The organism is Cyanobium usitatum str. Tous (genome assembly GCF_003011885.1).
Taxonomy (GTDB): Bacteria; Cyanobacteriota; Cyanobacteriia; order PCC-6307; family Cyanobiaceae; genus Cyanobium_A; species Cyanobium_A usitatum.
The window spans coordinates 43,026-69,195 of record NZ_PXXO01000012.1; the positions used below are offsets into that span (position 1 = coordinate 43,026).

Genomic DNA, 26,170 nt, shown 5'->3' on the forward strand with positions numbered 1-26,170 from the left:
GGCAAGCGCCACGAACCTCAGAAGCTGGCCTTGCTGAAATCGTCGCCTATGTAGCCAAGGGGCAATCGGTCACGCTCAGCCAGGGCCGCCGCAAAACAATCCCCGAAGTTCAGCTGGGCCGGATGGCCCTGGCCCTTGCCAAAACGCAGGAAGATGCCGAGAGCGCGCTCTGCCAAATCCGCATCCACCGGCACAAGATCGGGGTCAATCAGATCCAGCAAGGTCTGCATCGGTTCGAGCACACCACGGCAGTGAGCAACCAGCAGCAGCTCCTGCAGGGTGCCAGCGGACATGCGTAGGACCTCTACCTGCTCGAGCGCCTGCTGGTGTCGCTCCCACCCCGGCTCTCGCTGCAGGATCGCCAGCAGCAGCGAAGTATCCAGAATCACGACGGCAAGCCCTGCTCGTCGTACAGCGAATCGGGATGGAAAGGTTTGGCCGTCTCAATGGCCTGATCCTGCAGGACTGGTAACTCGGCACTGAGGCGCCTGCGCCGGCTCAACCACCGCTGCCGCTGCAGCTCCAGCTCCAAAGCATCCCGCACAATCTCCGTGACGCCCCTGCCCGTGAGCTGGCGCAGCTGCTCGAGCAGGGCGTCCACCCGAGGACTCTTGATGCTGACAGCCATTGCGGAAAGCATTTATAGATTTCAATTCTAGAATCAAAATCAGGCCATTGCCGCCAAACAACAAAGCACCTCTCAAGGGCCTGACGCGGGGCACAGGAGAGAATGTCCCCATCCGCCCCAAGCCCTGCGCCGATGTCCGCCGCTCCCACCAACCCGACCTACGGCGAAGTCACCACCCAGGGCGCCTCGACCAACATCGCCTGGCACCACACCTCGGTGGACCGGGCAGCCCGGGCCCTGCAGCGCGGCCACCGCAGCGCCATCCTTTGGTTCACCGGCCTCAGCGGCTCGGGCAAAAGCACGCTGGCAAACGCCGTGAACTCCGCCCTGTTTGAACAGGGCCTCAGCTGCTACGTGCTGGATGGCGACAACATCCGCCACGGCCTCTGCAAGGACCTGGGCTTCTCCGATGCCGCCCGCGAGGAAAACATCCGCCGCATTGGCGAAGTGAGCAAGCTTTTTCTAGATGCGGGGGTGGTGGTGCTCACGGCCTTCGTGTCGCCCTTCAAGGCCGACCGCGACAAGGCCCGCGCCCTGGTGGACCCCGGCGACTTCATCGAAATCCACTGCGCCGCCGACCTGGAGGTGTGCGAGGGGCGCGACACCAAGGGGCTCTACGCCAAGGCGCGGGCCGGCGAAATCAAGGAGTTCACGGGCATCTCCAGCCCCTATGAGGCCCCCGAGCAGCCCGAGCTAAGGGTGCCCACCGGCAGCCAAAACCTGGAGGAGTCGGTGGCCGTGGTGCTCAGCTATCTGGCAGCTCAGGGCGTGATCCCACAGGGGAGCTGAACACCGGCGCCTCACCGGAGCGCAGCTGCTCTCCCCAAGCATCAAGAAAGGTTTTGGCGCAGCTTGCCACCGGCACCGCCAGCACCAGGCCGAGCAGATCCCCCAGGCCCAGCAGGCTGCCCAGGCGCGCACCCAACGGCAGGCTGATCAACAGCCAGGCCGGCTGCAGCCCCACAATTCGGCCCATCAGCCGGGGCTGGATCACCTGGTCCACCACCTGACCAACGCTGATGGCTGCGGCCAGCACTTCGAGGCCCGTGCGGGGATCATCCAGGGCAAGCAGCACACTCACCGCCACGATCGTGAGGGCACTGGCGTAGGGCACCAGGGTGGTGAAGCCAATCGCCACCGCAAACAGCACTCCATAGGGAATGCCCAGCAGGGTGAACACCACGATCTGGGCAACGCTGAGAATCAGGGCCAGCAAAACCTGGCCGGCGAAGTAGCCGCGGAAGGTGCGGTTCAAGGTCGTGACCACCAGGCTGCGCGCCCGTAGGGGAAGCCACTGGGCCAGGCCGGAACTGATGCCCTCCCCTCCCAGCAGTAGAAACACCGCCAGCACCAGCACGATCACGGTGTTGACCGTGAGGCCCACGGTGGTTCCCAACAGACTGAGCAACTGCTGGCTGAATTGGCGGGCCAGCTGGCTGGTGCGGGTGAGCAGCTCGCTGCTGAGGTCGCCAAAATCGGTGGGCAGACCCCGCGCCAACGCCCAGGCCTGCAGCTGCTGCAACAGGGTTTCCCCCTGGGACAACCAGCCCGGCAGGGCCGTGATCAGCTCGCCCAGCTGCTCGATCAGCCGGGGCACCAGCCAGACGGCGGCCAGGCCGATCAGGCCCACACTCACCCCCACCACCAGGGCGTAGGCAAGCCAGCGCGGCAGACCACGGCCCATCAGCCAGCGGCTGGGCAGATCCAGCAGGAAGGCAATCAGGGCCGCCGCCACAAACAGGGCCGGGAAGGGCGCCAGGGGCAGCAGCAGCTGGCGCAGCACCCAGAGGTTGAGCACCAGCAAGGGCAGGGCCAGGCCGGCCTTGAGCCAGGGGGGCAGAACGAGCCGTTCCAGCATCAGCCCATCTGCTCCAGGTAGGCCCGGCTGCCCAGCTGCTGCAGGCGGGCGTCCTTGGCCGTTACTTGGCCGTGCAACCCATCGCGGTAGTCCGAGATCTCCTGGGCGAGGCGGGGATCAGCGGTGGCCAGGATCTGCGCCGCCAGCAGGCCAGCGTTGAGGCCATTACCGATCGCCACCGTGGCCACCGGGATACCAGCGGGCATCTGCACAATCGAATGGAGCGAATCCACACCCGATAGGGCCCGGCTTTGCACCGGCACGCCGATCACCGGCAGGGTGGTGAGCGCGGCCACCATGCCGGGCAGGTGGGCGGCGCCGCCGGCGCCGGCCACGATCACCTTGAAGCCCCGCCCGCGGGCCATCTGGGCAAATTCCACCATCTCCAGAGGAGTGCGATGGGCCGAGAGCACCCGCACCTCTACCGCCACTCCAAACCGCTCCAGCACCTGCACCGCCGGCTGCATCGTGGGCAGGTCTGAGTCGCTGCCCATCACCACCGCGACCCTGGGAACACCGGGGCCCGCGGGCGAATCGGAAGGGGGGATGGCAACCACGCAGGCGCAGGCGGAGAATGGCATTGTCCCGTCTGGCGGCCCTTCTGCCCATGCGCTGGCTCAGCAATGTGCGACTGCCCCAGGCCAAGCGCTGCAGCCATGGCGCCAACCAGCGCTGGCGCATCGGCCTTGACGACGACGATCTGATCAGCCTGGTGGAGCCTTTGCCCGCCGATAGCCGGGCCGCCGGTGACGACTGGCACGGCGACTGGCTCAGCCCGGCCGGGGTGGATCTGCAGATCAACGGCGGCCTGGGCCTGGCTTTTCCGGAGCTCACACCGGCCGATCTCCCCCAGCTGGAAGCGCTGCTGGAGCTGCTCTGGCGCGATGGGGTGGAAGCGATCTGCCCCACCCTGGTGACCTGCGCCGTCGCGCCCCTGCGCCAGTCGCTCGCCGTGCTTGCTGAAGCCCGGGAGCAACATCACGCCGGCCGGGCCCAGCTGCTGGGCGCCCATTTAGAGGGCCCTTTCCTGGAGCCCCGTCGACGCGGCGCCCACCCCCAGGAGCACCTCTGCCCCCCAAGCCTGGAAGCCCTCGCTGAACGTATTGGCGGGTTTGAAGCCGATATCGACCTGGTCACCCTGGCCCCGGAACTGCCTGGATCGGAAGCGGTGATCGCGGCCCTACGGGAGCAGGGGATTGTGGTCAGCCTGGGCCACAGCGCCGCCACGGAAACCGAAGCGAACGCGGCCTTTCAAGCAGGCGTGGGCATGCTCACCCACACCTTTAATGCCATGCCCGATCTGCATCGGCGGGAGCCAGGGGCGATTGCGGCTGCCGTGCTGCGAGGCGACGTGGCGATGGGGCTGATTGCCGATGGGGTGCATGTGGCCCCATCGATGGCGGTGCTGCTCCAAAAGCTCGCCCCCGAGCAGGTGGTGCTGGTAAGTGATGCCCTTGCTCCCTATGGCTTGAGCGATGGCGAACACCGCTGGGATGAACGCACCCTGCTGGTGACCAACGGCACCTGCCGGCTGGCGGACGGCACCCTGGCCGGAGTCACTCTGCCGCTGCTGGAGGGGGTGCGCCGCCTGGCGCAATGGGGCGTGCCACCCGAGCAGGCGATCGCCGCGGCCACGATCACGCCCAGAAGAGTGCTGGGAGATCAGCGCAGCACCGCCGAGCTGCTGCTGAACCTGCCGCTGAACGAGGGTCTGCGCTGGAGATCCGCAGGGGAAACCTTGCACTGGAATCGGATTGACGGCTGAGGCCCAGCAGGGCAAACTGAGCGCCAGAAGGGTAGCTCGAGGATGGCCTTTCACGATCTGGAAACCCTCTCCGCAGCGGCAGTTCAGGCAGTGGCCAACTCCTGTGAGGCCCTGGTCACAGCCGAGGGGCAAGAGCAGGCCACTGCCCGTGAGCAGGCTCTGCTGCAGAGCCTTTTTCCGGCGCTGCTAGGCCAGCCCTGGCCGGAGAATTGCTTGCCCTCGGTACCGCCAGGGTTGAGCGGACTGGTGCTCACCCACCGCCAACGCCAGCAGGTGATGCAGCTGCTCACGCTCCTGGCGTTTCTAGAGCCTCGCCTGGATGCGGCGAAGGTGAAGCTGCTGCAGAGCATCGCCGCGGAGCTCCAGGTGGAGCCTGGCGTAGTAGCCGATCTGGAGGAGGTGTGCCGCGGGCATGTGCTCAAGGCCTTCGCAGACATGTACCGACGGACCTTTCGGTCGCTTAACAACGACGGGGTCGTGCAGGGCTACGCACGTTTCATCCTGCCGATGCTGGGGGTGGGGATCGATCGCAAGCACGAGCTTCGCTACGCCGCCTTGGGCGCGGCCACGGCCGGCAGCCTGGGGGCGGGCCTCCACGCCTACTACCAGCACAACGGCTTTCCCTTCCCCGGCAGTCGCACGGGCCTTCCTTACGCCTATGTGGCCATCCACGACGTGCACCATGTGATCGGCGGCTATGCCACCGATCCCGACGGCGAACTGGAGGTGCTGGGCTTCACGATGGGCCTCTTCCCCGACCACGCCCTGCTGATCGGCCTGCCGGCGCTGTTGCAGTTCCAGATGGGCATCGCCGATCCCTTGGCGGGAAGCGTGGCGCCAAAACTGAAGGATCAGCTCGATGCTCCGGCCTTCGCCCAGGCGCTGCAGCGCGGTGCAGCCACAACCGGCCCGATCCGCGATTTCCACTGGGACTTCTGGCCGTGGATCGACCGCCCCCTGGCCGACGTGCGGCGCGATCTGAAGGTGCTGGAGGCCAGCAGCGAAACGCCATAAACCAGATCACAAACCAGGCTGCAGCTGCGGTGGGGTTGCGCTATTCCATGAAAACTGATGGCCCCGGGAGGGTCTGAGCCTGCCGCCACCGGCACTTCCTAGGATTCGGCCCATTCCGAGGCCTATTGCCGCGCTCGATGCCCACCGCCGCCAAAACAGCAGCCGAAAAAGCCGAGGTCAAGACCTACTTCGAAACCACCGGTTTCGACCGCTGGAAGCGCATCTACAGCGACTCCGAAGATGTCAACAAAGTGCAGCGGAACATCCGCATCGGCCACCAAAAAACGGTGGACAACGTGCTGGTCTGGCTGCAGGAGCAGGGAAACCTGCAGCAGCGCAGCTTCTGTGACGCCGGTTGCGGAGTGGGCAGCCTGACCCTGCCCCTGGCCCAGCTGGGAGCCGGCTCCATCTCCGCCTCCGACCTGTCGGCCGCGATGGTGCAGGAGGCTGAGCGCCGGGCCGCTGAGACGGGTGTCAAACCTGGTCAAATCAGCTTCCTGGCCTCCGATCTGGAGAGCCTCCGCGGCCGCTACGACACCGTGATCTGCCTGGACGTGTTCATCCACTACCCCCAGGCCCCGGCCGAGGAGATGGTGCGCCACCTGGCCTCGATGGCGGAGAGGCACCTGATCGTTAGCTTCGCTCCCTACACGCCGCTGCTGGCCCTGCTCAAGGGCATCGGCCAGCTGTTCCCAGGCCCCAGCAAGACCACCCGGGCCTACACCCTGCGCGAGGATGGCATCGTGGCCGCCGCGGCCAAAGCCGGCTTCAAGCCCATGCGCCGCAGCCTCAACAAGGCTCCCTTTTACTTCTCAAGGCTGATCGCCTTCGAGCGGGGCTGAGCAGCCCTAGGTAAGGGCCCGCACCACCCGAAACGTCAGGTTGAGGCGCTGCTGCTGCAGCCGCAGCCGGCGCGGCAGGGCGTGCTGCCACCACAACTGGGTGGGGGGCTCCATCAACAGCAAATCGCCGTTATGCAATGGAATGTTGAACGGGGTGCAATGGTCAAAACCAGCAGGCAACTGGCAGGCACCGGAGGCGACAGCGGCGCGATTGCGCGGGCTGGGCTGGGGCCGCAGGCGGAAGTCCCGGGGGGCGCCGAGGCTGAGGGAGGCGATTGGGGCTGTGGGCTCGAGCTCGGGTTCATCGTCCGCATGCCAGCCCATGGCGTCGCGGCCGTCGCGATAGCGGTTGAGCAGCAGGGAGTTGAAGCGCCAGCCGGTGAGCACCTGCAGGGCATCGCGCAGCTCGGCGGCAGCCGGCGACCAGGGCTCAATCGCGTTGGCCAGGCCGCTGTAGCTGTAGCCGCAGCCGGGATCGGCCATCCAGCAGGTGAGCCGCGGCAGCAGGTGGCGGCGGCCGTAAATCGTGATCGCCTCCTGCTTCCAGGGCACCTCGAGCTGCAGGCGCTCCAGCAGCTCAGCCGCGGCGCTGGGCGCCAGCCAGGCCGGCCAGTGGCGCAGGTGCAGGCCCGGAGCTTGAACTTCAGCCATCGGCAGCTCCGCGCAGGGCCTCGGGCAACGGCGCCTCCAGCGCAAGCAGGTCGCCATCGGGGCAGACCAACCGCAGCCGGTGGGCGTGCAGGTGGTATCCACCGTCCCCCGGCAGGGCCTGCTCGGCGGCCAACCCGCCCGGGGCGTAGAGCGGATCTCCCAGCAGGGGCGCCCCGGCGGCGGCGGTATGGATGCGGATCTGGTGGGGCCGCCCCGTAGCGATCGTGACCTCCACCAGCCAGGCCCGCTCGCCTCGCTCCAGCAGGCGCAATTCGCTGCGGGCCGGCAGGGCAACCGGATCCGACGGAGCAGCGGCCCATATGGTGCCAAGCCGGGTATGGGGACAGCGACCAATCGGCGTGGTGAGGCTGAGCCGTTGGTCGGGCTCCAGCGCCAGCAAGGGGGACTCGGGGACCGGGGGCTGGAGCAGGGCCCGGTAGGTCTTGGTGCAGTGGCGTTGCGCCGTGCTCTCCCGCAGCAGGGCGCTGAGCCAGGCTCGGCTGCCGGAGCTGCGGGCACATACCAGCAGGCCCGAGGTGAAGCGTCCCAGGCGGTGCACGGGCCGGGCCTCGGGCCAGCGGTCCTGGAGCTGGGCCAGCAAGGTGTGCTCCAGGAAGCCGCCGGCCGGCAGCACCGGCAGGCCGCTGGGCTTGTTGAAGACCAGCAGGTCGCCGTTGTCGAACAGGGGGCTGGGCAATACCGGCACGGCCGCCTCCTGCCAGGGGGGCCGATGCCAGATCAGCTGATCTCCGGCTGCGAGGGCCCCATCGGCCTGGAGCTGCTGGCCATTCCTGGAGATCTCCCCGGCGGCGAGGCGCTGCAGCCAATCGGTAGGCGTTGAATGGCGATAGCAACCGGCATAAAAAGCGCTGACGCTCCGGCCGGCGGCCCTGGGGGCGATGCGATCCCTGTAGGCGAAGCCGCCATTAAGGGCAGGCGCCAGCCAGCCTGTCTCAGTCGACAAGACTGTCTCAGTCGACAAGACTGTTTCAGTCAACAAGCCCGTGCTCGAGCGCGTAGCGCACCAGTTCGGTGCGGCTGGCGGTGCCGGTTTTGATGAATAGCCGACTGACGTACTTCTCGACGTTGCGGATCGAGGTTTCCAGCCGCCGGGCGATCTCTTTATTCATCATCCCCTCGGCCACCAGCTGCAACACGCTGGCCTCCCGCGGCGTGAACACATGCTCGGGCGCGCTGGCTGGCTTCTTGGCACTGCCCGTGGCGAGCAGGGAGCGAATCTCGGTGATCTGCTTGGACAGCTGGCCAATGTCGGCATCGGCGAAGCGGGCCGCCTCCGCCAGCAGCCGCTGCTGGCGCTTGACGACGTTGTTGACCCGGGCCACCAGCTCGTCGGGATCAAAGGGTTTGGGGATGTAGTCGTCGCAGCCGGCCTGGAAGCCGGTGACTCGATCAGCAGTCATGCCCTTGGCGGTGAGAAAGATCACCGGCGTGCCGCCCAGCCGCTCGTCGGCCCGCAACTTCTGGAGCAGGCCGTAGCCATCGAGGCGCGGCATCATCACGTCGCTGAGGATGACGTCGGGCAGCATCTCCTGGGCCACGGCCCAGCCCTCCTCACCGTCGTTGGCGGTGGTCACCGCAAAGCCCTCATCTTCCAGATAGGCCTTTACCGCCGTGCGCAGGCCGGGCTCGTCGTCGACTAGGAGCAAGCGCACGGGCGTCACTTCAGGTTCCTGGGCCGGGGTCAGATCTGGGTTCATGGCGGCCACTCTGCAGGTATCCAGTCGACATGAATCAGTCTGCAGGCGCTCAGCGGTAGCGTCCAGGCACGATCTGCTCGGATTCCCGCAGGCTGCCGCTGTAGCCGAGCTGGCGGGCCAGGGGCCCCAGGCCAGCTGGATCCTTGCCGGCTTGCTCAGGGAAGCAGGTGGCCCACCACACCAGGTGGTCGATGTGATTGGCGGTCGTGATCGCTCCGCCCGGGTTCAGCTCGCGGATGTAAAGGTTGGGTCCATCGCTAGTAACCCGCATCGGCGCCGCAGGGGTGCAGCGGATGGTTTCGCTGCGCACCTTGACGTCGTTGGGCTGCTCATCCCAGAGCTTGATGCGCCACAGGCCGGGGGTCTTGGCATCGGCTACAGCCCCATAAATACCAATCGCCTGCTTGCCGCCCAGGCCGGGGCGCTCCTGCAGCAGCAGCAGTCCTGGCGGCCGGGCATCCTCTGGCCGCACCCCACCGCCCTCCGCCCAGCTGGGTGGCGCCAGCGCTGCTGCAAGGGCCACCAGCAATAGGGTTCTGGTTGGCAACATGGAAGCCTGCAAGCACCCCATGCTCGCCTACCTCGACCACCACGCCACCACTCCCTGCGATCCGGCGGTGGTGGCAGCGATGGCGCCCTGGTGGAGCGAGCACTGCGCCAATCCAGCCAACCGCCTCTATCGCCCGGCCCTGGAAGCTGCCGCTGCCGTGGAGCGGGCCCGGGGCCAGCTGGCCCGAGTGCTGGGCAGCAGGGCCGAAACCGTGATCTTCACCAGCGGCGCCACCGAAGCCAACAACCTGGCCCTCAAGGGGGTGTGCGAAGCGGCCCTGGCAGCTGGCACCCCCCGGCGGCGACTGGTGAGCCTGGTGAGCGAACACCGGGCCGTGCTCGACCCTCTGGCCTATCTGGGCCGCCATGGGTTTCCGGTGAGCCTGGTGCCCATCCAGCCCGATGGCCTGGTGGATCTAGCCCAGCTGGAGGCGGCCCTCGGCGACGACGTGCTGCTGCTGAGCGTGATGGCCGCCAACAACGAAATCGGTGTGCTCCAGCCCCTGGCCGCCATCGCGGCCCGCTGCCGGCAGCGGGGAGTGCTGCTGCACGTGGATGCGGCCCAGGCCGCCGGCCACATCCCCCTTGCCATCGACGAGCTGGGCATCGACCTGCTCAGCCTCAGTGGCCACAAGTTTTATGGACCCAAGGGGGTAGGGGCCCTGCTGGTGCGCCCGGGGCTCAAGCTCGCTGCCCAGCTCCATGGTGGCGGCCAGCAGGACGGCCGCCGGGCCGGCACCCTGCCGGTGCCCCTGGTGGTGGGGCTGGGCGAAGCGCTGCTGGGGGCTGAGGCTGATCGGGAGGAGCGGGCCGGGCGGCTCGGAACCCTGCGGGACGAGCTCTGGGCAGGGCTGGAAGCCCTCGGCGGCATGGAGCTCAACGGCGTAGAGCTCAACGGTGGAGCGCCACGGCTGGCCCACAACCTGAACGTGACGGTGCAAGGAGTGGATGGCACGCGCCTGCACCGGCTGCTGCGCCAGCGGCTCGCCGTGAGCAGCGGCTCGGCCTGTAGCCAGGGCTCCCCCTCCCATGTGCTGGCGGCCCTGGGCCGCAGCCGTCAGCAGGCGGCCGCCTCGATCCGCTTCGGGCTGGGGCGTGGCAGCAGCGATGCCGAGATCACCCTGGCCATAGAAACAGTTGCGGCCGCGGTGCGGGAGCTGCGCTGAGAGCACAGGCCAGCTCAGCAAGCTCAGCGCGTCAACAAAATGAAGCCGAGTACCCCCACCACACCCAGCAGGGCTTGAGCCAACCTGCTCACCAACATCCCCACCAGCACCGCCAACCCCACCTGCAGCGCCCTGCCCAGGCCACCGCGAGCTGCCAGCCACTGGGCCAGGCTCGCCCCCAGAAAGGGGCCCAACAGCAGGCCCAGCAGGGGGCCACCAACGGGCAGGGCCGGCAGCAGACCGAGGAGGCCCACCAGCAAGCCCAGTCCGGCGCCCAAACCCGCCCAACGACTGGCCTGAAGCTTGGCTGGACCAAGCACCAACCCCAGGGCCTCGGCGCCCCAGCCGAGCACCAGCAGCACTATCGCCAGCAGCAGGGACGGCCAGCCGACACTCCAGCCCACCGCCCACATCCATAGCAGCGCCCCCAGGGGCAGCAAGGCCAGTCCCGGCAGCACGGGCAGCAACGCACCGGGGATCGCTAACGCCTGAATACCCAGGCAGAGCCACCAAAGCAGCGGAGCGGCATTGCTCAAAGCATCACAACTGGGATGCGCCTTGCTGTCTTCATAGCTACTGTCCGGCGCATCTGCCCTTGATCATGGCCCTCACCCCCTCCAGCGACAGTCAACTGCACGTGCTCCAGGCCGTAGAAGACGGCTGGGCAGCTTTTTGCCGCGCCCCCTGGGCCTTTTTGCTGTTCGAGGCCCTCTCCGCCCTGATCCTGCTCCCCTTCGCCGCCCTGGCCGCCGTAGGCGGGGCTCGCCTAGCCAGCGTGAATGAGGTGATGGCTGTGCACCCCACCGGCGCCTGGGCCGCCCTGATCGTGGGCGTGATTGGCTACGTGATCATTGCGCTGTGGACCGTGGTTGGCCTTACCCGCGGCGCCTGGCTGAGCCTGGAGGGCCGCAAGCCCTGCTTCGCCGACTTCACCCGCTGGGACCGTCCCGCCAGCGCCCGCCTGCTCGGTTCCGGCATCCTGCTGGCAATCGTCATAGCTGTGGCCGGTGCCATAGCCACCCTCATCGGGGCAGGCCTGGGCAAGCTCAACGAGGCCCTCAGCGTGATCCCCATGATCGTGGTGGCAATCTTCTACATCTGGCTGCTGGTCTCCCAGAAGTTCCTGATTCAGGTGTCGCTACTGGGCACCGCAAATCCCACCAAAACCATTGGTTCTGGCGTGAACGTGGTGAATCCCAGCTGGTGGATGGTGCTGTGGCTCGGAATCATCGAGGGCGTGGTCCACACCATCGGAGGCCTGTTCAGCTACGGCGGCCTGCTGGTGGTGGTGCCCCTGGTGCTGTGCATCTCCACCGCCGCCTTCCGCCAGCTGTTTGGCGCCGAAGACCGCACCGGCCTGATCGGCTGAATTTAAAAATTCAGCAAGAGTCCATCTAGCCCTCAAATTTAAGGCGACCTTAAGGGTCGGCAAAAAGAGGCCGGTTGTGCTCAACAGCACAATCCCGACGTAACCCTTGCGACCACAATAAGACTTAGGTATAGTTCCATCGGTGCCTCCGATTGCCAGCAGTCTAAAAGCACAACTAACATATCTCAATTATTTAATAATGAGCCCACGGGTGCCCCCCCTTAAATTTATCAATTCTGCGTCAACGAGCAGCAAGGCTCGTCGTGTTGTTGGTATGCGTTGGGCTTTTGGCATTCACGATTGACGTACCGATTGCCCTGCTTACCTCAACACACCCCCTCCCGAAAGAGATAAGCAATATCCTCCGCCTTTCAGAAATAGGAGGCCACGGCACTGGTGCAGCAATGATTCTCATTGCGGCTCTAGCGATAAAGCAAATCAACTGGCGCAAAAAGAGGGACCGATTAATTGCCTGCCAACTAATCGCCGGAAGCTACCTTGGCGCATTAATAGTTGACCTTCTAAAACTAACGATAAACCGTGTAAGGCCCCATTCAGCACTCCTTAATCTACGAACAAGCTTTCTCGACACTTTCGGGCAAGAATTACTCAAACCGGATTCCGTTAGCAGATCTGTCCTAATGAGCTTTCCCTCAGGGCATGCGGCAGTAGCGGCAGGCCTTGCAGTTTCACTCTGCTGGTTTTACCCAAGAGGCAGATCAGTATTCATAGTCCTTGCAATACTTGCATCATTTCAGAGAATAAACAGCCTATCACATTTCCTGAGCGATATTTGCATAGGCGCAGCAATAGGAATAGCGGGGGCGTTAGTTTTTGCCCCCACACCCAATCATGCTGACCGAGGCCAATGAGCCGGCAATATAAATGAAAATCTTATTTCAAAAGATTCACAACTGGATCAGAGTCAAAATCCAGACTAATGATATTACCGCTTCATTAATACTGGTTTTACTGTGTTTATTTCTATACCTTCCAGGCATCTCAAGCCTACCAGCCACGGATCGAGATGAATCCCGATACATGCAAGCAACAAAGCAAATGGTGGCGACTGGAAACGTAGTCGATATTCGCTTTCAAGACAAACCACGATACAAAAAGCCTGTGGGCATTTACTGGCTGCAAGCAACTGCCAGCAGAATGGCCAAGCAAATAGGAATAGCCTCCACTGAGCGCAGCCCCTATCGATTACCCTCCACAATTGGAGCAACAAGCGCTGTTTTGTTTCTCTATTTGGGATTTAGAAAAATAGTCGGCAATCTCCAGTCATTTTGCGCCGCAGTTCTACTGGCATGCAGCCTTTTAATCGTAGTTGAGGCTCATCTTGCAAAAACTGATGCAATGCAACTGGCTGCCATAGTTGCCATGCAGGCAGGCCTCGCACAGATTTATTGCATGCCTAAGGTTCATGAGCTTCTGCGCGCACGCATATTCTTTTGGCTCGGTCTCGGTGTCGCATTATTGATCAAAGGGCCGGTCGCACCCGTTCTTGCCTCACTCACCTTGGCATGGATCTGCTGGAAAGATCGCAGCATCTCAACCTTAGTAAAAATACAACCATGGCCCTGGCTACTAGTCCCTTTAATATTAATTAGCCCATGGCTTTTCAGCATTCAGACACTTAGCGATGGGCAATTTGTACAAGATTCTATCCAGCAGGATTTTTTTAGCAAAATTGTCAGTGGCCAGGAAAGCCATGGTGCCCCACCAGGAACATATCTGTTAATCACACCATTTTTGCTCTGGCCTGCTTCCTGGCTATTGCTTCCCAAGGCTTGGGCAGGACTACGGAGATCTTCAGAAGCCCTTAGCCGTACAACACAATTCCTGTGCGGTTGGCTCGTGCCAGCCTGGATTATATTTGAATTAGTGCCCACAAAGTTGCCTCACTATGTATTACCACTAATCCCACCTCTATGCCTTCTGGCAGGCATTGGCATCATTCAACCCGATCGGCTGCGAGATGGTCCTTTGCTTAGGCTATCTAAATGGCCACAAAGGATTGGGATGTTTGCCTGGATAGCTTCGGGCTTAGCTCTCGCTATTGGCGTACCCCTACTAAGCATTTGGGCTAGCGGCAGCGTAACCGTTGCCGCACTCCTAATAGCTCTGACTTGCATCTTCAGCGTATTGACATTAGGGAAAATCAAGACCCCCAAAAGACAGCTATATGCTTCAGCCCTATCTGCAGTCGTTGTTTTTGGGCTTATTTTTGAAGCTTTTCTGCCAAACCTAAATAATGTTTGGCCAGCAGAACAAATTAAATCAATTATTGACTCCAACAATTTTGGCGCATTGCCGGTCGCCGCGGCCTCATACCACGAGCCTAGCTTGGTCTTTAATCTGGGCACAGACACAACATTGACTGATCTTGATGGGATAATGCAGCATGCCGCAAAACATCCATCAGCCATTTTAATAATTGAATCAAAAGAGGTCGATAAAACGAGAGAACAACTTTCGCTCATTAGCAATATATTTATCCTGGGAAGATATAGCGGATATAACTATTCCAAAGGGAAGCCCATCAATCTTTCAGTCCTAAAAAGTGACTGGATCAAAACAGATAAATCTAAATAAATGGGCGACCAAGACGCAACCATAAGAAAAATACTATTCTCCTGCTTGTTGGCTGGAATTATCATAGCGGTTGGCGATTTCAAGATCCTATCCTTCTTTAAATCGAATGCCTGGGTCCTAAAAGGAGACGTTTACTATCTTCTCAGGATTGGTGGAAGTATGTGGACATGGTTATTGATTTCAATTTCGATAGCACTGGCATTTCCCCGGTCAGATTCTCCATCTCCTTTAAAACTTAGGGTTGAGAGAGGAAGCGTATCATTAAAAATAGCTGCCATATCGATCTGTCTTAGCGCCGGCCTAGGAGGGCTTATTGCAGAATTTTTGAAACTGATTATTCGCAGAGAGCGTCCGATTGATCAAGAAGTTTATGTATTCCGGGCCTTCTCCGAACGAGCCTGGTCAACAAGTGGACTAGGACTGCCGAGCTCACATGCCGCAGTTGCTTTTGGTGGAAGTCTCGCCTTGATAACGATCTTCCCAACCCTGCGATGGCCCGCACTGGGGATGGCGATTGGCTGCGGATTCACAAGAATCAGCAGCGGCGCCCATTACCCAACCGATGTAGCAGCTGGAGCCTTGGTCGGCTTCTTTGCTAACTATCTTGCAGGGCTTTGGCTAAGAAGAGAATCATGGAAGCACAATCGGACAAGCAAATAAAAGTGTTTTAAATCAATTAGAGATTCAATAGGTTACCTATCAGGATCGCGCAGCTTGCGAGCAATTACGCGGCATCTTTCGAGCTGATCCATTGAGAGCGCTTGGGATTGATAGCTTCGCGCGCAGTGGTAAATCTCGTTAATACCCGCTTCATGCTGAATATTGCCCATAAGAGTGGCATTGAGTGCGCCCCCCGTAACTGATCCAATCACGAATGTGGCAAGCGCCAACGAATTTGCTTGTTTCTCTTGCATGGGCAAATTGAATTCCTCAGACGTACTTACATAGCATCTAGTCATCCTCCAGCTACTCACTGCGCCGCTGTGCCACCCGCAGCCGGGCGCTACGGCTGCGCGGATTGGTTTCGGCCTCCTCGGGGCTGGCCTTAATCGCCTTGCGCGTTACCCGCTCCAGCCGAGCGTCGGCCAGAAAGGCCGTTTTCACCCGCCGATCTTCAAGGGAGTGGAAGCTGATCACAGCCAGCAGCCCGCCTGGCTCCAGCCAGTTGGGGGCGTTGTGCAACAGCTTGTCCAACACCCCCAACTCATCGTTTACGGCAATGCGCAGGGCCTGAAAGGTGCGGGTAGCTGGATGGATGCGGCCGCGGCGCGCCGCCGGTGGGTAGCAACCGGCCACCAGGTAGGCCAGCTCGGCGGTATGGCGCGGCTGTTCGGCATTCCCCCAGGGCCCCTGCTCCTTGATCCGCCGGGCAATCCGCCGCGACAAGCGCTCCTCGCCGTAGCCATAGATCAGATCTGCCAGCTCGCTCTCGCCGGCACTATCAAGCAGCTCCCCAGCCGTTTGGCCGCGCTCGGGGTTCATGCGCATATCCAACGGCCCCTCGAGCCGGAAGCTGAAGCCCCGGGCCGCCACATCCAGCTGGGGACTGCTCACCCCCAGATCAGCCAGCACCGCTACGGCCGGCTCCGCAGGGATGTAATCGGCGAAGTTGGCGGCCACGATTGTGACCCGATCGCCAAATGGGGCGAGGCGCTCGGCGGCGGCGGCACGGGCGCTTGGGTCCTGGTCCAGCCCCACAAGTCGCAAGCCGGGATTGGCCTGCAGCAGCAGCTCGCTATGGCCGCCGCCGCCGAGGGTGCAGTCGATCAGCAGGCCTGCTGGCAGGCAAGCAAAGCCCGCCAGCACCGCCTCGGCCAGCACGGGCACATGTTCAAACAAGCCGCTGCCGGCGGGATCAGCCATGGCCATTCAGCGGCGGCGGCGGTGGGGAGAAGCCCAGCGGGCTAGCCGCTTGCCCAAGCCATGGCGAAAGCGACTCCACCAGCTGGGCGCAGGGCGAAAGCGGCGGCAGAGCTCGGGCAGCTCCCGCTCCAGTTCCGGGTGACCAAGCACCTGGAGCAGGGTCTGCAACAGACCGAGTTCCGCCGCCTTTCCCTGGCCATCCGCCGCCGCAAACAGGCAGTAGCAGCGGGCAATGGCTAGCCGCTGGACGGGATCTGCGATGGCGGCAAGGCTGGCGCTGATCCGCTTGGGATCGGGTGGGCCATGCAAATCCGCGCTCTGGCGCTGGACATCGCTGAGGCGCAGGCTCTTCATGCAGAAGTAAAAAAGCTCCCATTCCTCCTGGTCAAAATCGCCATCAGCCAGGCTGAGGGCCCGGGCGCCCTGCAGGATCGCCAACCCCACCTGGCTGCTCTCCTCCGCGGTGGGAAGCACTGCCGTGAGGCTGTCGATAAGCTGCTGGCGCTGGCGGGCCGCCAGGAGCTGGTGTGGAGCCAGCAGCCAGCGCGAGAGGGTTGCGGCTGCCGATGCCGTGATCCTTCGCAAAGGCGCTGGCTGGTGCTGACCCATGGTTTGCGCGGATACAACACGGCCCAATCAAGCTTAGGAGCCCTATCCGGGGACGCTGGTGCGATCTTCGCCGTCACAGATCCCCTAGCGGGCCCTTCCTTCCTAAGATCACCGCAAAGCGCTTAACCCCTCGGCCCCATGACGCAGCTGGAGACGCGCACGGAACCGATGGTGGTCAACTTCGGCCCCCACCACCCCTCGATGCACGGGGTGTTGCGGCTGGTGGTGACCCTCGATGGCGAGGACGTGGTGGATTGCGAGCCGGTGGTCGGCTACCTCCACCGCGGCATGGAGAAGATTGCCGAAAACCGCACGAACGTGATGTTCGTGCCCTACGTGAGCCGCATGGACTATGCGGCCGGCATGTTTTACGAAGCGATTGTGGTGAACGCGCCGGAACGGCTGGCCGATGTGCCCGTGCCCAAGCGCGCCAGCTACATCCGGGTGCTGATGCTGGAGCTCAACCGCATCGCCAACCACCTGCTCTGGCTTGGCCCGTTCCTGGCGGACGTGGGCGCACAAACGCCGTTCTTCTACATCTTCCGCGAGCGGGAGATGATCTACGACCTCTGGGAAGCGGCCACCGGCCAGCGGTTGATCAACAACAACTATTTCCGCATCGGTGGTGTAGCCGCAGACCTGCCCTACGGCTGGCTGGAGAAGTGCCTCGACTTCTGCGACTGGTTTGGTCCCAAGATCGACGAATATGAAAAGCTAATTACCAACAACCCAATCTTCCGTAAGCGAATTGAGGGTCTAGGTGTGATCAGTCGTGAGATGGCGATCAATTGGAGCCTGTCGGGCCCGATGCTGCGCGCCTCGGGCGTGCCCTGGGACCTGCGCAAGGTGGATCACTACGAGTGCTACGACGACTTCGACTGGGACGTGGTCTGCGAACAGGAGGGTGACTGCTACGCCCGCTACCGGGTGCGCGTCAAGGAAATGCGCGAATCCCTCAAGATTCTGCGCCAGGCCTGCGCCATGATTCCCGGAGGAGCCACCGAGCACCTGGAGGCCCGCCGCATGGCGGAGGGCAAGGGCAGCGAATATGCCGGCTTTGATTATCAATATGTGGCCAAGAAAGTGGCCCCAACCTTCAAGATTCCCGAAGGTGAGCTTTACACCCGCCTGGAATCGGGCAAGGGCGAAATCGGGGTGTACCTGCAGGGCAACAACGACGTCACCCCCTGGCGCTTCAAAATCCGCGCCGCCGACTTCAACAACCTGCAAATCCTGCCCCACATCCTCAAGGGGGCCAAGGTGGCCGACATCATGGCCATCCTCGGCTCCATCGACGTGATCATGGGATCGGTTGATCGCTGATTCCAGCAGCTGGCTGCTGCTATGCCGCACCGTGCGCTTCGGGGACACCGATGCCGCCGGGGTGATGCATTTCCACCAGCTACTGCGCTGGTGCCACGAGGCTTATGAAGAAAGCCTGGAGCGCTATGGCCTGCCTGCCGCTGAAATCTTTCCCACCCCGGGGCACATACCCGCCATTGCCCTGCCGCTAGTGCATTGCAGCGCCGACTTCCTTTCTCCCCTTGTCTGCGGCGACCCCCTAGCAATCCAGCTGGAACCCCGGCGCCTGGATTCCGGCAGCTTTGAGGTGCACTACAACTTTCGCAGCGGCGAGAGGGCCGCAGCCAAGGCACTCACCAGGCACCTGGCGATCGAGACGGCCAGTCGCCGGCGCTGCCCCTTGCCAGCTGGGCTACAGCGCTGGCTGGAAGCATCGAGCCTGGGCCAGGGCATCCAGCCCCTTTAGGGCCGGCTGAACACGTAAAGCAGCGCCGCCAACTGCAGGGGCAGCAGGGCCGCCATCAGCGCCAGCGGATGCAAACCGTCGTGGGGAATAGCGGCAGCCAGGCCAAAACTGAGGGCACCAGCTCCAGACAAAAGCAACAAAACCGGTGCCCGGGCTAATAGCTCAGAACCAATCTTTTTGGCCATCTAGGTATTCGGTTTCAAATTCTGCTTTGGATTTCGTCAAGTAAATGACGCCCTCAATAATGCCAATGACCTGAAAAACAAAATAGCCCACCCCGCAGGTCAAAAGCGATACCACCAGCATGATTACCGCCGGCTTGGTGTAGCCAAGAATGAATTTGTGCACCCCAAAGGCGCCCAGAAAGATTCCGGTGAGACCCGCCGCCAGCTTCTTATTGCTGATTTCGGTCTCAGACAGGCTCGACATCGACTGACGCGGGAGAAACGACCTCAACAGCTTTTAGCTGATCAACCCAGGCCCGCCAATGATTTCGTTGCCATTTGCCCAGCTCCGCTGGCGCCAACTCGGGGCAGAGCAGCCACCGACCTGGCCGCTCGGCCGGTGGCCAGGAATCACAAATCGCCTGCAACGCCAACTGCAGCTCCTCCCAACCTTGCTGGGGCGAGTCTGGCCGCACCAGGGCCACCAGCCGCTGGCCCCAGTCGGGATCATCGATTGGCAGTAGCAAAAGCGCCTGCAGTGGCAAGCCGGCGGCCTGGGCCAGCTGCGCCAGCCGCTGCTCCAGCACCTCCGGAAACACGGTTTCACCGCCGCTGTGAATGGCCCCATCAAGGCGTCCCAGCAGCTCCAGCCCCGTTAGGCCCAGCCGGCCGGCATCGCCACTGCGCCACCAGCCATCGGCAGTGCGCGGCAGGGGCTGGAGCCGGCCAGCCTCCAGCCAGCCCGGACTAAGCCGCTCACAGCGCACCTCAACGGCCTGCTCCGCCCCTAGCCGCAGCTCCACGTCCCCCAAGGGGGCGCCGCAGCCCGAAGATCCCGCCAGGAAAGCTTCGGGCGCCAGGGCACACACCATCGCCGCCGTTTCCGTGGCCCCGTAGCAAGGGGCCAGCCGCAACCCTGCCAGCCTGGCCCGCTCCGCCAGCGCCGGCGGCAACGGCGCCCCACCCACCCAGATCAGGGCCAAACGCTGCAACCAGGCCACGCCCTCGCCAGCAGCCAGCAGCCGCTGCAGCTGGGTAGGCACCAGGGAAAGCAAGGCCGGACGGCCTGGATCCAAAGGGGCAGCTGCAGCCAACAGGCCCGGATCGCGCATCCAGGCCGGATCAAGACGCTGGTGGCCGGCGCCCCAGTGCTGGGCGCGCACCCAGGGCAGCAGCCCACTGACGTGATGCAAAGGCAGGGAGTTGAGGTGCAGGCAGCTCGCCGGATCCAGCCCCAACCCCTCCAGCCAGCGGCCGGTAGCCGACGCCGAAGCCTGCAGGTGGGCCAGGGGCTGCAGGCACCAGCGGCGACCGCCCGTGCTGCCGCCGCTGCCTATCACCACCCCCGGCCCCCAACGCTCTTCCAAAGGGCCAAGGCCATCGGGCCCGATCGCCGCCGCCAAAGCCTGCTGGTCGCTGGCGGCCGGGCCCGCCAAGGCCACCAGGCGGCCGGCATCCCAGAGCTCTTGCAACTGCTCTGGCGTCATGGCTGCTGATCTCGACTGATTTGGGCGGCGGCAGCCCACACCGCTGCCGGATCGGCGCTGGCCAGGGCTCCGGGGGCTTGCCAACCCGGCGCCAAGCCCGGCGCCGCCGGCGTGGGGCCCTCGGCCTGCAGGGCTGCCAGATGCTCTAGCCAGCGGCGGCCGATGCCGGTTTCAAAGGCTGTGCTGAGCATCAGCCGCGGCCTGCCCCGCTCCAGGGCCGCCAGCAGCACTCGAGGGTCCCCCTCCTGGCTGGGGCGGCGCACCTGCCAGCCCGGCCAACTGCTGCGCAGGCCCGGGTCGCACTGCAACGATTCATCCAGAGCCACGGGAACCTGGGACGCCAAGGCCTCCAGGCCCGCCTGGTCGGCCGGGGCTAGGGGCTGCTCCAGCCACTGCAGCCGCGGCTCGCCCGCCAAACGCCCGGCCCAGGCCGACGCCGTGGCCCGGCTCCAGCCGCCATTGGCATCAAGGCGCAAGCGGGCGGTTGCTGGCAGGCGCTGCAGCAGCTGCTCCAGCAGCTCGCGCTCCAAGCCATCGGCGCAAACGGCCACTTTCCACTTGAACACCGGAGCCGGCCCCATCTCAGGCCCAAGCTGCTCCAAAACCTCGATGGCGGCTGGTCCTGCCGGCAGCAGCCGGGCCGCAGGGGGCGGCGGCAGCCAGCGGCGCTGCGGCAAGCCGGCCAGCTCGGCCAGGGCAGCCCCGAGGGCAAAGGCAAGGGTTGGGGGCAACTGACCCGCCTGCAGCAACCTCTCGAGTTCGGCTGTCCCATAGCTGGCATCCAAAGCAGCGAAAGCCGCCGCCAGGGGCTCCAGCTGGCCATCGAGGGGGGCGGCCTCGCCCCAGCCCAGATCGCCCTGGGGGCTCTGCAAGCGCAGCAGCCAGCCGCACCTCTGCTGCACGGAGCCTGCAGCCGTAACCAGGGGCTGGGGCAGGGCGAAGCCGAAGGGCCGCCACTGCAACTGCAGCAGGCCCCCCTGGCTCATCCTGTGAAGCGCCCCAGGGCCAGGCCCAGGGCCAAACCCAAACCATTGAGCGCCTGAAAGCGCAGGGCCAGAAATTTGCTGCCGCTGATCCGCCCAGGCTCGCCATGGTGGCGCTGCAACAGGGCGATCAGCTGACGGGCGGGCGGCAGGCCGATCACACCGAGCAGGGCCGTGAGCGGCCACTGGCCCAGCAGCACCGGCGCCCACTGCAGGGCCAGGCAGCCGGCCACAAACCAGGGCACCAACCCCGAGGCAGCCGCCGTACCCAGATGCACCACCGGCGAACGCTTGCCATGGGCGGCGTCCTCATCAACCTGGTGGAAATGGGAGCAGAACAGCACCAGGGTGGTGGCGAGGGCCGGGCCACTGCCAAGGGCCAGGGCGATGCGCCAGGGCACCCCGCTGGCCCCAGCTGGCGCCAGGGCCAGCAGGCCGGCGGCGGTGGCCAAGGGACCGAAAGCAAGCCAGCAGAGGGGCTCACCCAGACCCCGATAGCCCAGCCGAAACGGCGGCCCCTGGTACAGGTAGCCCAGGCCGCAGCAGGCCAGCACCAAAGCCAGCACCGCCGGGCTGCTGCGCCAGGCCACCAGCGCCATCAGAGCCAGGCCCAGCAGCAGGCAGCCGTTGGCCAGCCCCGCCACCCGATCGCGGCGGCCGGTGAGATTCACCACGGAATGGGGCTTGCCGTCTGCATCCACGCCGGTGTCGGCATCAAAAACATCGTTGGCCAGGTTTTCCCAGGCCAGCAGCAGCACTGCCGCCAACAGAAACAGCAGCAGCTGGTCAAACCGCACCGGCAGGGCCTGGCCCAGGCGCCAGCCGGCGGCCAGCAGCACCGGCATCACCGCCACGGCGTACATCGGCCACTTGATCGCCGCCTGCCAGAGGCGGCGGCGATCGACGGAATTGGCGTAACGGCTTGCGACGACCTTGGGCTCAGTCATGGGGGCCGCAGGCGGCAGCCACTGCAGGGCCCATACATTTGAGCAGCTCTTCGTCGCGGCCCCGGCCCTTCCTGGTGCAGGCCCCTTCTTCCTTCACCGATTCAACGGGTGATTCATTCACCAGTTTGCTGGTCGCCGCCAACGAGCGGGCGCGCCAGCTGGAGGAGGAGGGCGTCCTCAGCCTGGCCCTACCCCTGGCCGGCGGAGACCCGATGCTGCTGCTGCCCCATCTGGAGCCCGAGGATGAAGCCCTGGCTCCAGGCGGCGACAGCTTCCGCTTCCTGTGGGACGGGGCACCGGGGCTCTGCATCGCCGCCGCCGGCCGCACCAACAGCCTCGAGCTCAGTGGTCCGCGCCGCTTTGAGCTGGCCCAGCGTTTTGCCAGCGCCTGCCTCAGCCGCCTAGCCACCCCGGAGAGCGGCCCGCCCCTGGCCCGGCCGCGGGTGCTCCTGGCCTTCGGTTTCTTTGAAGCGCCCCTGCAGCCGGGACCCACAGCAATCCCAGGCGTACAGGCCGTGCTGCCCCGTTGGCAGCTGAGCCGCCAGGGCCAGCACTGCTGGCTGCGGCTGCAGCGCAGCCTCGGTGGCGGCGTGACGCCGCGTCAGCTAGCCGAAGAGCTGTGGGAGCAGGCCCGCCGGCTGGAGCGCCTGGTGCAACAAGACGGGCTGGAGCCGAGGGTTGTCAGTCGAATCGCCATCCACCGCAGTTCGCCATGGCGGGAGAGCTACCGCTCCGCGGTTGAGCGGGGCCTGGAATTGGTGGAGAGGGGCGAGCTGGAAAAAGTGGTGCTGGCCGTGCGCCAGGAGCTGCAGCTTGAGGCCGCGCCCCATCCCCTGGCCCTGCTGGCCCCCCTACGGCGCCACCAGAGCGGCAGCTGCCGCTTTCTGTGGCAGCAAGCCCGCGGGACTGCCCTGATCGGCGCCTCCCCCGAACGGTTGCTCACGGTGCACCAGGGGCAACTGCGCAGTGATGCCCTAGCGGGCACCGCCCCAGCTGGAGAGCAGGCCGCAGGGCTGCTGCACTCCTGCAAAGATCGCCATGAGCATGAGCTGGTGGTGGACACGATCACCGCCGTACTCGCCAGAGCGGGCCTCAACCCGCGGCGACCGCGCCATCCACGCCTGGCCCGCCACGGCCAACTGGTGCATCTGCACACCCCGATCACGGCAGCCCTGGGCCAGCACCAGCCCCTGAGCATCGCCGCAGCCCTCCATCCCACCCCTGCTGTGGCCGGCCTGCCGCGGCGCGAGGCGATGGCCTGGCTGCGCAGCCTGGAGCCCTTCGAGCGCGGCCACTACGCCGCTCCGATCGGCTGGATCGACAGCGCCGGTGACGCCGACCTGCGGGTGGCGATCCGCAGCGGCACCCTGCGGGGCGACCGGCTAGAGCTCACCGCCGGTGCTGGCCTAGTGCGGGGTTCAACGGTGGAGCGGGAGCTGCAGGAGGTGGCCCTGAAACTGGGCGTTCTGCAGCAGCAGCTCAGCTGCGCCACCGACCATCAAGCAGCCAGCAGCCGCGCCATCGTCTGATCCGCCAGGGGAATCCCGGCCAGCCGCTCCACCTCGCGCACGCCGGTGGGGCTGGTCACATTGATCTCGCTGAGGAGGCCGTCGATCACATCGATGCCCACAAAAAACAAACCTTCAGCCCGCAACGCTGGCGCCAACTCAGCGCAGATAGCCCTCTCCGCTGCCGTGAGCTCCGTTACCTCCGGAGCACCGCCCACGGCCAAGTTGCTGCGAAACTCGCCACCGGCGGGGATGCGATTCACCGCCCCCAGGGGCTCGCCATCCACCAGCAGGATGCGCTTATCACCAGCGCTCACCCCGGGCAGGAAGGCCTGCACCATCACCGGCAGCTGCTCCTGGCCAGTCACCAGCTCCAGCAGGGCCCGCAACCCCGGCGTTGCTGCAGAAGCAAATACCACCCCCTGGCCAGCCCGACCCCCCAAGGGCTTGAGCACCACCTCGCCATGCTCGGCGGTGAAAGCGGCCAGCGCCGTCACCCTGCTAGCCACCAGGGTGGGTGCCATCAGCTGGCTCCAGCGCAGGGCACTGAGTTTTTCATTCCAGGCTCGCAGCGAAGCGGGCCGATTCAGCACCCGCACTCCCTGACGCTCCCCCAGCTCCAGCAGATGGGTGGCATAGAGATAGGCCTCATCCACCGGGGGGTCCTTGCGCATCCACACCCGCGGAAAGGCGTTGAGGGGCAGCAGCTGGGGATCGCCAAGTTCAAACCAGGGCTCGCAATTCACGGGGGTGGCCACCACCCAGGCGCCATGACCGTGCCGGTGGTCTCCTGGCACTGGGGCGGCAGAAAGATCGGCGATGGTGCACACCCACACATGCTCGCCGGCTCGCTGGGCTGCCTGCATCAGGGCAACGCTGGAATCTTTGGCTGGATTGAGCCGGGCGATCGGATCGATCACAAACAGTTGGGATGCCACCGCTCAGCTCGCCAGCAGAACGTCCAGCTGGCCGGAGCGCTCGAGGGCATGTAGGTCGTCGCAACCACCCACGTGCTGACCATTGATGAAGGTCTGGGGCACGCTGCGGCGCCCGCCGCTCTTAGCCGCCATCGCCGAGCGGGCCGACTCGTCGCCATCGATGGCAAATTCGGCGTAAGCCACTCCCTTGCGGTCGAGCAGGGCCTTGGCGCGCACACAGAAGGGACAGGCCCGCCAGGTGTAGATCTCAACGGTGGCGGCCATTTAGAGGGCTCCAGTCAGGTTTTATTGATCGTAGAAGCGGGCCAGGGCGCGCGGGCCCGGGAGCCTCGCACCTATATAGATTAGCTAAGCCAAGACTTAGCCAATCAACAAAACCGCTCCCCCAGCCCCGCCCCCTCGCCGCGGAGCTGGCCGGCGCTGATACCGTCAAGCAACTATCCAGCTGCACCGGTGCTCGATCTCACCGACTTCAAGCGCGACCTCTCCGAGCTCACTGACCGCCTGGGCAACGCCCAGGACTGTCTTTGACGTACCGGCCCTGAAAGCCCGCCAACAGGATCTGGAGCAGCTGGCCTCCCAGGGCGACTTCTGGGACGACCAGAAGCAGGCCCAGGTCAAGATGCGCCAGCTCGACGAGGTGAAGGCCCAGCTTGAGCAATTGGCGAAATGGCAGGCCAGCGTCTCCGACGGGGAGGCCACCGTGGAGCTCTACGGCCTCGAGCCCGATGAAGATCTGCTTGCCGAATCCAACCAAGCCCTGCAGTCTCTCAAAGCCGACCTGGACCGCTGGGAGCTCGAGCGCCTGCTGAGCGGCCCCTACGACAAGGAGGGCGCCGTTATCAGCATCAACGCCGGTGCCGGCGGCACCGACGCCCAGGACTGGGCCCTGATGCTGATGCGCATGTACACCCGCTGGGCCGAAGACCACGGCATGAAGGTGAGTGTGGACGAGCTCAGCGAGGGGGAGGAAGCGGGCATTAAGAGCTGCACGATCGAAATCGAGGGTCGCTACGCCTACGGCTACCTGCGCAACGAAAAGGGCACCCACCGGCTGGTGCGCATCTCCCCCTTCAATGCCAACGACAAGCGCCAGACGAGCTTCGCTGGCGTGGAGGTGATGCCCCAGATCGATGAGGATGTGAAGCTCGACATCCCCGACAAGGACCTGGAGATCACCACCTCGCGCTCCGGCGGCGCTGGCGGCCAGAACGTCAACAAGGTGGAAACGGCCGTGCGCATCCTGCACATCCCCACGGGCCTGTTTGTGCGCTGCACCCAGGAGCGCTCCCAGCTGCAAAACAAAGAGAAGGCGATGGCCCTGCTGATGGCCAAGTTGCTGGTGATTGCCCAGGAGCAGCGGGCCTCCGAGATCGCCGACATCCGCGGCGACATTGTGGAAGCGGCCTGGGGCAACCAGATCCGCAACTACGTGTTTCACCCTTATCAAATGGTGAAAGATTTGCGCACCCAGCAGGAAACCACCGACGTGCAGGGCGTCATGGACGGAGATCTCGATCCCTTCATCCAGAGCCTGCTGCATGCGGGCGTCGAGCTAGCTGGAGGCGGCAGCGATGACTGATCCCCAGCCCAGCGAAAACCCCAGCTTCATCAAGCTGGCGATGCGCAACATGGTGCGCAAGGGCCGCCAAAGCCTGTTTCACTTCGGCCTCACCGCCCTCGGGCTCACGGGCTTCCTGGTGCTGATCGCCTGGCTCGGCCGCCCCCAACTACCCGGAGGCTGA

At 64.3% G+C, this 26,170-nt stretch carries 32 protein-coding genes; 14 read left to right on the forward strand and 18 right to left on the reverse strand.

Annotated features, from left to right (window positions below):
• Positions 1-17: 17 nt before the first annotated feature.
• Together C7K55_RS10510 and C7K55_RS10515 are read right to left on the reverse strand one after the other, a co-directional pair.
• Entirely contained in the window at positions 18-389 is a 372-nt protein-coding gene (locus C7K55_RS10510) for a type II toxin-antitoxin system VapC family toxin (RefSeq protein ID WP_106632679.1), read from the reverse strand.
• Complete coding sequence (locus tag C7K55_RS10515; RefSeq protein ID WP_161956159.1) at positions 386-628, reverse strand: type II toxin-antitoxin system VapB family antitoxin; 243 nt, start codon at positions 626-628, stop codon at positions 386-388. Before C7K55_RS10515 ends, C7K55_RS10510 begins: the two co-directional genes overlap by 4 nt.
• A gap of 132 nt (positions 629-760) precedes the next feature.
• Between C7K55_RS10515 and cysC the strand changes: the two genes are divergently transcribed.
• Positions 761-1,417 (forward strand): adenylyl-sulfate kinase, encoded by a 657-nt coding sequence (gene cysC, locus C7K55_RS10520; protein WP_106632681.1) that lies wholly within the window; start codon positions 761-763, stop codon positions 1,415-1,417.
• On the opposite strand, the gene C7K55_RS10525 is transcribed toward cysC, so the two are convergent.
• Together C7K55_RS10525 and purE are read right to left on the reverse strand one after the other, a co-directional pair.
• A complete protein-coding gene (locus C7K55_RS10525) occupies positions 1,374-2,486 on the reverse strand; it encodes an AI-2E family transporter (RefSeq protein WP_106632682.1) in 1,113 nt (370 codons plus the stop codon). The genes cysC and C7K55_RS10525 overlap by 44 nt on opposite strands.
• A complete protein-coding gene (purE, locus tag C7K55_RS10530) occupies positions 2,486-3,067 on the reverse strand; it encodes a 5-(carboxyamino)imidazole ribonucleotide mutase (RefSeq protein ID WP_106632683.1) in 582 nt (193 codons plus the stop codon). Before purE ends, C7K55_RS10525 begins: the two co-directional genes overlap by 1 nt.
• A gap of 26 nt (positions 3,068-3,093) precedes the next feature.
• Between purE and C7K55_RS10535 the strand changes: the two genes are divergently transcribed.
• The 3 genes from C7K55_RS10535 (at position 3,094) to bchM (ending at position 6,107) form a co-directional block, all read left to right on the forward strand.
• Positions 3,094-4,251: an N-acetylglucosamine-6-phosphate deacetylase gene (locus C7K55_RS10535; protein ID WP_106632725.1), complete on the forward strand. Its 1,158-nt coding sequence runs from the start codon at positions 3,094-3,096 to the stop codon at positions 4,249-4,251.
• Positions 4,252-4,293: 42 nt separating this feature from the next.
• A complete protein-coding gene (locus C7K55_RS10540; RefSeq protein ID WP_106632684.1) occupies positions 4,294-5,265 on the forward strand; it encodes a hypothetical protein in 972 nt (323 codons plus the stop codon).
• A gap of 137 nt (positions 5,266-5,402) precedes the next feature.
• Positions 5,403-6,107, forward strand: a complete 705-nt coding sequence (gene bchM, locus C7K55_RS10545) for a magnesium protoporphyrin IX methyltransferase (protein ID WP_106632685.1) — start codon at positions 5,403-5,405, stop codon at positions 6,105-6,107.
• Between the two features lie 6 nt (positions 6,108-6,113).
• Here bchM and C7K55_RS10550 read toward each other — a convergent pair whose 3' ends face one another.
• The 4 genes from C7K55_RS10550 to C7K55_RS10565 are packed head-to-tail and all read right to left on the reverse strand — an operon-like array spanning position 6,114 to position 9,026.
• On the reverse strand, positions 6,114-6,758 hold the full coding sequence (locus C7K55_RS10550) for an alpha-ketoglutarate-dependent dioxygenase AlkB family protein (protein WP_106632686.1): 645 nt from the start codon (positions 6,756-6,758) through the stop codon (positions 6,114-6,116).
• Complete coding sequence (locus tag C7K55_RS10555) at positions 6,751-7,722, reverse strand: RluA family pseudouridine synthase (protein ID WP_241518313.1); 972 nt, start codon at positions 7,720-7,722, stop codon at positions 6,751-6,753. The genes C7K55_RS10550 and C7K55_RS10555 overlap by 8 nt, the downstream gene beginning before the upstream one ends.
• Positions 7,723-7,747: 25 nt before the next feature.
• Positions 7,748-8,476 (reverse strand): response regulator transcription factor, encoded by a 729-nt coding sequence (locus tag C7K55_RS10560; RefSeq protein ID WP_106632687.1) that lies wholly within the window; start codon positions 8,474-8,476, stop codon positions 7,748-7,750.
• Positions 8,477-8,525: 49 nt separating this feature from the next.
• Positions 8,526-9,026, reverse strand: coding sequence for a hypothetical protein (locus tag C7K55_RS10565; RefSeq protein ID WP_106632688.1), 501 nt, complete (start codon positions 9,024-9,026; stop codon positions 8,526-8,528).
• Between the two features lie 19 nt (positions 9,027-9,045).
• Here C7K55_RS10565 and C7K55_RS10570 point away from each other — a divergent pair, with 19 nt between their 5' ends.
• Positions 9,046-10,191 (forward strand): cysteine desulfurase family protein, encoded by a 1,146-nt coding sequence (locus tag C7K55_RS10570; protein ID WP_106632727.1) that lies wholly within the window; start codon positions 9,046-9,048, stop codon positions 10,189-10,191.
• Between the two features lie 23 nt (positions 10,192-10,214).
• On the opposite strand, the gene C7K55_RS10575 is transcribed toward C7K55_RS10570, so the two are convergent.
• Complete coding sequence (locus C7K55_RS10575) at positions 10,215-10,727, reverse strand: DUF456 family protein (protein WP_193486281.1); 513 nt, start codon at positions 10,725-10,727, stop codon at positions 10,215-10,217.
• A gap of 65 nt (positions 10,728-10,792) precedes the next feature.
• Here C7K55_RS10575 and C7K55_RS10580 point away from each other — a divergent pair, with 65 nt between their 5' ends.
• The 4 genes from C7K55_RS10580 (at position 10,793) to C7K55_RS10595 (ending at position 14,818) form a co-directional block, all read left to right on the forward strand.
• Positions 10,793-11,560, forward strand: coding sequence for a hypothetical protein (locus tag C7K55_RS10580; protein WP_106632729.1), 768 nt, complete (start codon positions 10,793-10,795; stop codon positions 11,558-11,560).
• 287 nt (positions 11,561-11,847) lie between these two features.
• Positions 11,848-12,432, forward strand: a complete 585-nt coding sequence (locus C7K55_RS10585) for a phosphatase PAP2 family protein (protein ID WP_127432016.1) — start codon at positions 11,848-11,850, stop codon at positions 12,430-12,432.
• 13 nt (positions 12,433-12,445) lie between these two features.
• On the forward strand, positions 12,446-14,158 hold the full coding sequence (locus tag C7K55_RS10590; RefSeq protein ID WP_106632690.1) for an ArnT family glycosyltransferase: 1,713 nt from the start codon (positions 12,446-12,448) through the stop codon (positions 14,156-14,158).
• Complete coding sequence (locus C7K55_RS10595; protein WP_106632691.1) at positions 14,159-14,818, forward strand: phosphatase PAP2 family protein; 660 nt, start codon at positions 14,159-14,161, stop codon at positions 14,816-14,818.
• A 306-nt stretch (positions 14,819-15,124) separates the two neighbouring features.
• Here C7K55_RS10595 and rsmH read toward each other — a convergent pair whose 3' ends face one another.
• Both rsmH and C7K55_RS10605 read right to left on the reverse strand, forming a co-directional pair.
• Positions 15,125-16,021: a 16S rRNA (cytosine(1402)-N(4))-methyltransferase RsmH gene (rsmH, locus tag C7K55_RS10600; RefSeq protein ID WP_241518314.1), complete on the reverse strand. Its 897-nt coding sequence runs from the start codon at positions 16,019-16,021 to the stop codon at positions 15,125-15,127.
• Between the two features lie 6 nt (positions 16,022-16,027).
• On the reverse strand, positions 16,028-16,630 hold the full coding sequence (locus tag C7K55_RS10605; protein WP_106632693.1) for a hypothetical protein: 603 nt from the start codon (positions 16,628-16,630) through the stop codon (positions 16,028-16,030).
• 138 nt (positions 16,631-16,768) lie between these two features.
• Here C7K55_RS10605 and C7K55_RS10610 point away from each other — a divergent pair, with 138 nt between their 5' ends.
• Both C7K55_RS10610 and C7K55_RS10615 read left to right on the forward strand, forming a co-directional pair.
• Entirely contained in the window at positions 16,769-17,953 is a 1,185-nt protein-coding gene (locus C7K55_RS10610) for an NAD(P)H-quinone oxidoreductase subunit H (RefSeq protein ID WP_106632694.1), read from the forward strand.
• Positions 17,943-18,398: an acyl-CoA thioesterase gene (locus tag C7K55_RS10615; RefSeq protein ID WP_106632695.1), complete on the forward strand. Its 456-nt coding sequence runs from the start codon at positions 17,943-17,945 to the stop codon at positions 18,396-18,398. Before C7K55_RS10610 ends, C7K55_RS10615 begins: the two co-directional genes overlap by 11 nt.
• On the opposite strand, the gene C7K55_RS10620 is transcribed toward C7K55_RS10615, so the two are convergent.
• From C7K55_RS10620 to menA, 5 genes are read right to left on the reverse strand one after another with little or no spacing between them, the layout of a single operon-like run.
• Positions 18,395-18,583: a hypothetical protein gene (locus tag C7K55_RS10620; RefSeq protein ID WP_106632696.1), complete on the reverse strand. Its 189-nt coding sequence runs from the start codon at positions 18,581-18,583 to the stop codon at positions 18,395-18,397. The genes C7K55_RS10615 and C7K55_RS10620 overlap by 4 nt on opposite strands.
• On the reverse strand, positions 18,561-18,827 hold the full coding sequence (locus C7K55_RS10625; protein WP_106632697.1) for a TM2 domain-containing protein: 267 nt from the start codon (positions 18,825-18,827) through the stop codon (positions 18,561-18,563). The genes C7K55_RS10620 and C7K55_RS10625 overlap by 23 nt, the downstream gene beginning before the upstream one ends.
• Positions 18,811-20,049 (reverse strand): AMP-binding protein, encoded by a 1,239-nt coding sequence (locus C7K55_RS10630; RefSeq protein ID WP_106632698.1) that lies wholly within the window; start codon positions 20,047-20,049, stop codon positions 18,811-18,813. The genes C7K55_RS10625 and C7K55_RS10630 overlap by 17 nt, the downstream gene beginning before the upstream one ends.
• Complete coding sequence (gene menC, locus C7K55_RS10635) at positions 20,046-21,035, reverse strand: o-succinylbenzoate synthase (protein WP_106632699.1); 990 nt, start codon at positions 21,033-21,035, stop codon at positions 20,046-20,048. Before menC ends, C7K55_RS10630 begins: the two co-directional genes overlap by 4 nt.
• Positions 21,032-21,979 (reverse strand): 2-carboxy-1,4-naphthoquinone phytyltransferase, encoded by a 948-nt coding sequence (menA, locus tag C7K55_RS10640; RefSeq protein WP_106632700.1) that lies wholly within the window; start codon positions 21,977-21,979, stop codon positions 21,032-21,034. Before menA ends, menC begins: the two co-directional genes overlap by 4 nt.
• Before the next feature lie 71 nt (positions 21,980-22,050).
• Here menA and C7K55_RS10645 point away from each other — a divergent pair, with 71 nt between their 5' ends.
• Positions 22,051-23,508 (forward strand): isochorismate synthase, encoded by a 1,458-nt coding sequence (locus C7K55_RS10645; RefSeq protein ID WP_261351370.1) that lies wholly within the window; start codon positions 22,051-22,053, stop codon positions 23,506-23,508.
• Here C7K55_RS10645 and gshB read toward each other — a convergent pair.
• Both gshB and grxC read right to left on the reverse strand, forming a co-directional pair.
• Positions 23,478-24,425 carry a glutathione synthase gene (gshB, locus tag C7K55_RS10650; protein ID WP_106632702.1) on the reverse strand — a complete coding sequence of 316 codons (948 nt, stop codon included), beginning with the start codon at positions 24,423-24,425 and terminating at the stop codon, positions 23,478-23,480. The two genes, C7K55_RS10645 and gshB, sit on opposite strands and share 31 nt — an antisense overlap.
• Before the next feature lie 3 nt (positions 24,426-24,428).
• Complete coding sequence (gene grxC / locus C7K55_RS10655) at positions 24,429-24,689, reverse strand: glutaredoxin 3 (RefSeq protein ID WP_106632703.1); 261 nt, start codon at positions 24,687-24,689, stop codon at positions 24,429-24,431.
• 189 nt (positions 24,690-24,878) lie between these two features.
• On the opposite strand from grxC, the gene prfB reads away from it, so the two are divergent.
• Both prfB and C7K55_RS10665 read left to right on the forward strand, forming a co-directional pair.
• A protein-coding gene (gene prfB / locus C7K55_RS10660; protein ID WP_106632704.1) for a peptide chain release factor 2 occupies positions 24,879-26,007 on the forward strand; the annotation gives its coding sequence in 2 pieces (ribosomal slippage) (positions 24,879-24,953 and positions 24,955-26,007; 1,128 coding nt in all).
• Positions 26,000-26,170 (forward strand): DUF3285 domain-containing protein, encoded by a 171-nt coding sequence (locus C7K55_RS10665; RefSeq protein WP_106632705.1) that lies wholly within the window; start codon positions 26,000-26,002, stop codon positions 26,168-26,170. Before prfB ends, C7K55_RS10665 begins: the two co-directional genes overlap by 8 nt.

Coding starts and splice junctions, on each gene's coding strand:
- cysC (WP_106632681.1), top strand. CDS start 761: ATGTCCGCCGCTCCCACCAACCCGACCTACGGCGAAGTCACCACCCAG.
- rsmH (WP_241518314.1), bottom strand. CDS start 16,021: ATGGCTGATCCCGCCGGCAGCGGCTTGTTTGAACATGTGCCCGTGCTG.
- C7K55_RS10570 (WP_106632727.1), top strand. CDS start 9,046: ATGCTCGCCTACCTCGACCACCACGCCACCACTCCCTGCGATCCGGCG.
- menC (WP_106632699.1), bottom strand. CDS start 21,035: ATGAGCCAGGGGGGCCTGCTGCAGTTGCAGTGGCGGCCCTTCGGCTTC.
- C7K55_RS10550 (WP_106632686.1), bottom strand. CDS start 6,758: ATGGCTGAAGTTCAAGCTCCGGGCCTGCACCTGCGCCACTGGCCGGCC.
- C7K55_RS10525 (WP_106632682.1), bottom strand. CDS start 2,486: ATGCTGGAACGGCTCGTTCTGCCCCCCTGGCTCAAGGCCGGCCTGGCC.
- C7K55_RS10665 (WP_106632705.1), top strand. CDS start 26,000: ATGACTGATCCCCAGCCCAGCGAAAACCCCAGCTTCATCAAGCTGGCG.
- menA (WP_106632700.1), bottom strand. CDS start 21,979: ATGACTGAGCCCAAGGTCGTCGCAAGCCGTTACGCCAATTCCGTCGAT.
- C7K55_RS10565 (WP_106632688.1), bottom strand. CDS start 9,026: ATGTTGCCAACCAGAACCCTATTGCTGGTGGCCCTTGCAGCAGCGCTG.
- C7K55_RS10560 (WP_106632687.1), bottom strand. CDS start 8,476: ATGAACCCAGATCTGACCCCGGCCCAGGAACCTGAAGTGACGCCCGTG.
- bchM (WP_106632685.1), top strand. CDS start 5,403: ATGCCCACCGCCGCCAAAACAGCAGCCGAAAAAGCCGAGGTCAAGACC.
- C7K55_RS10605 (WP_106632693.1), bottom strand. CDS start 16,630: ATGGGTCAGCACCAGCCAGCGCCTTTGCGAAGGATCACGGCATCGGCA.
- C7K55_RS10515 (WP_161956159.1), bottom strand. CDS start 628: ATGGCTGTCAGCATCAAGAGTCCTCGGGTGGACGCCCTGCTCGAGCAG.
- C7K55_RS10630 (WP_106632698.1), bottom strand. CDS start 20,049: ATGACGCCAGAGCAGTTGCAAGAGCTCTGGGATGCCGGCCGCCTGGTG.
- grxC (WP_106632703.1), bottom strand. CDS start 24,689: ATGGCCGCCACCGTTGAGATCTACACCTGGCGGGCCTGTCCCTTCTGT.
- C7K55_RS10580 (WP_106632729.1), top strand. CDS start 10,793: ATGGCCCTCACCCCCTCCAGCGACAGTCAACTGCACGTGCTCCAGGCC.
- C7K55_RS10625 (WP_106632697.1), bottom strand. CDS start 18,827: ATGTCGAGCCTGTCTGAGACCGAAATCAGCAATAAGAAGCTGGCGGCG.
- C7K55_RS10595 (WP_106632691.1), top strand. CDS start 14,159: ATGGGCGACCAAGACGCAACCATAAGAAAAATACTATTCTCCTGCTTG.
- C7K55_RS10620 (WP_106632696.1), bottom strand. CDS start 18,583: ATGGCCAAAAAGATTGGTTCTGAGCTATTAGCCCGGGCACCGGTTTTG.
- C7K55_RS10540 (WP_106632684.1), top strand. CDS start 4,294: ATGGCCTTTCACGATCTGGAAACCCTCTCCGCAGCGGCAGTTCAGGCA.
- C7K55_RS10610 (WP_106632694.1), top strand. CDS start 16,769: ATGACGCAGCTGGAGACGCGCACGGAACCGATGGTGGTCAACTTCGGC.
- C7K55_RS10590 (WP_106632690.1), top strand. CDS start 12,446: ATGAAAATCTTATTTCAAAAGATTCACAACTGGATCAGAGTCAAAATC.
- purE (WP_106632683.1), bottom strand. CDS start 3,067: ATGCCATTCTCCGCCTGCGCCTGCGTGGTTGCCATCCCCCCTTCCGAT.
- C7K55_RS10535 (WP_106632725.1), top strand. CDS start 3,094: ATGCGCTGGCTCAGCAATGTGCGACTGCCCCAGGCCAAGCGCTGCAGC.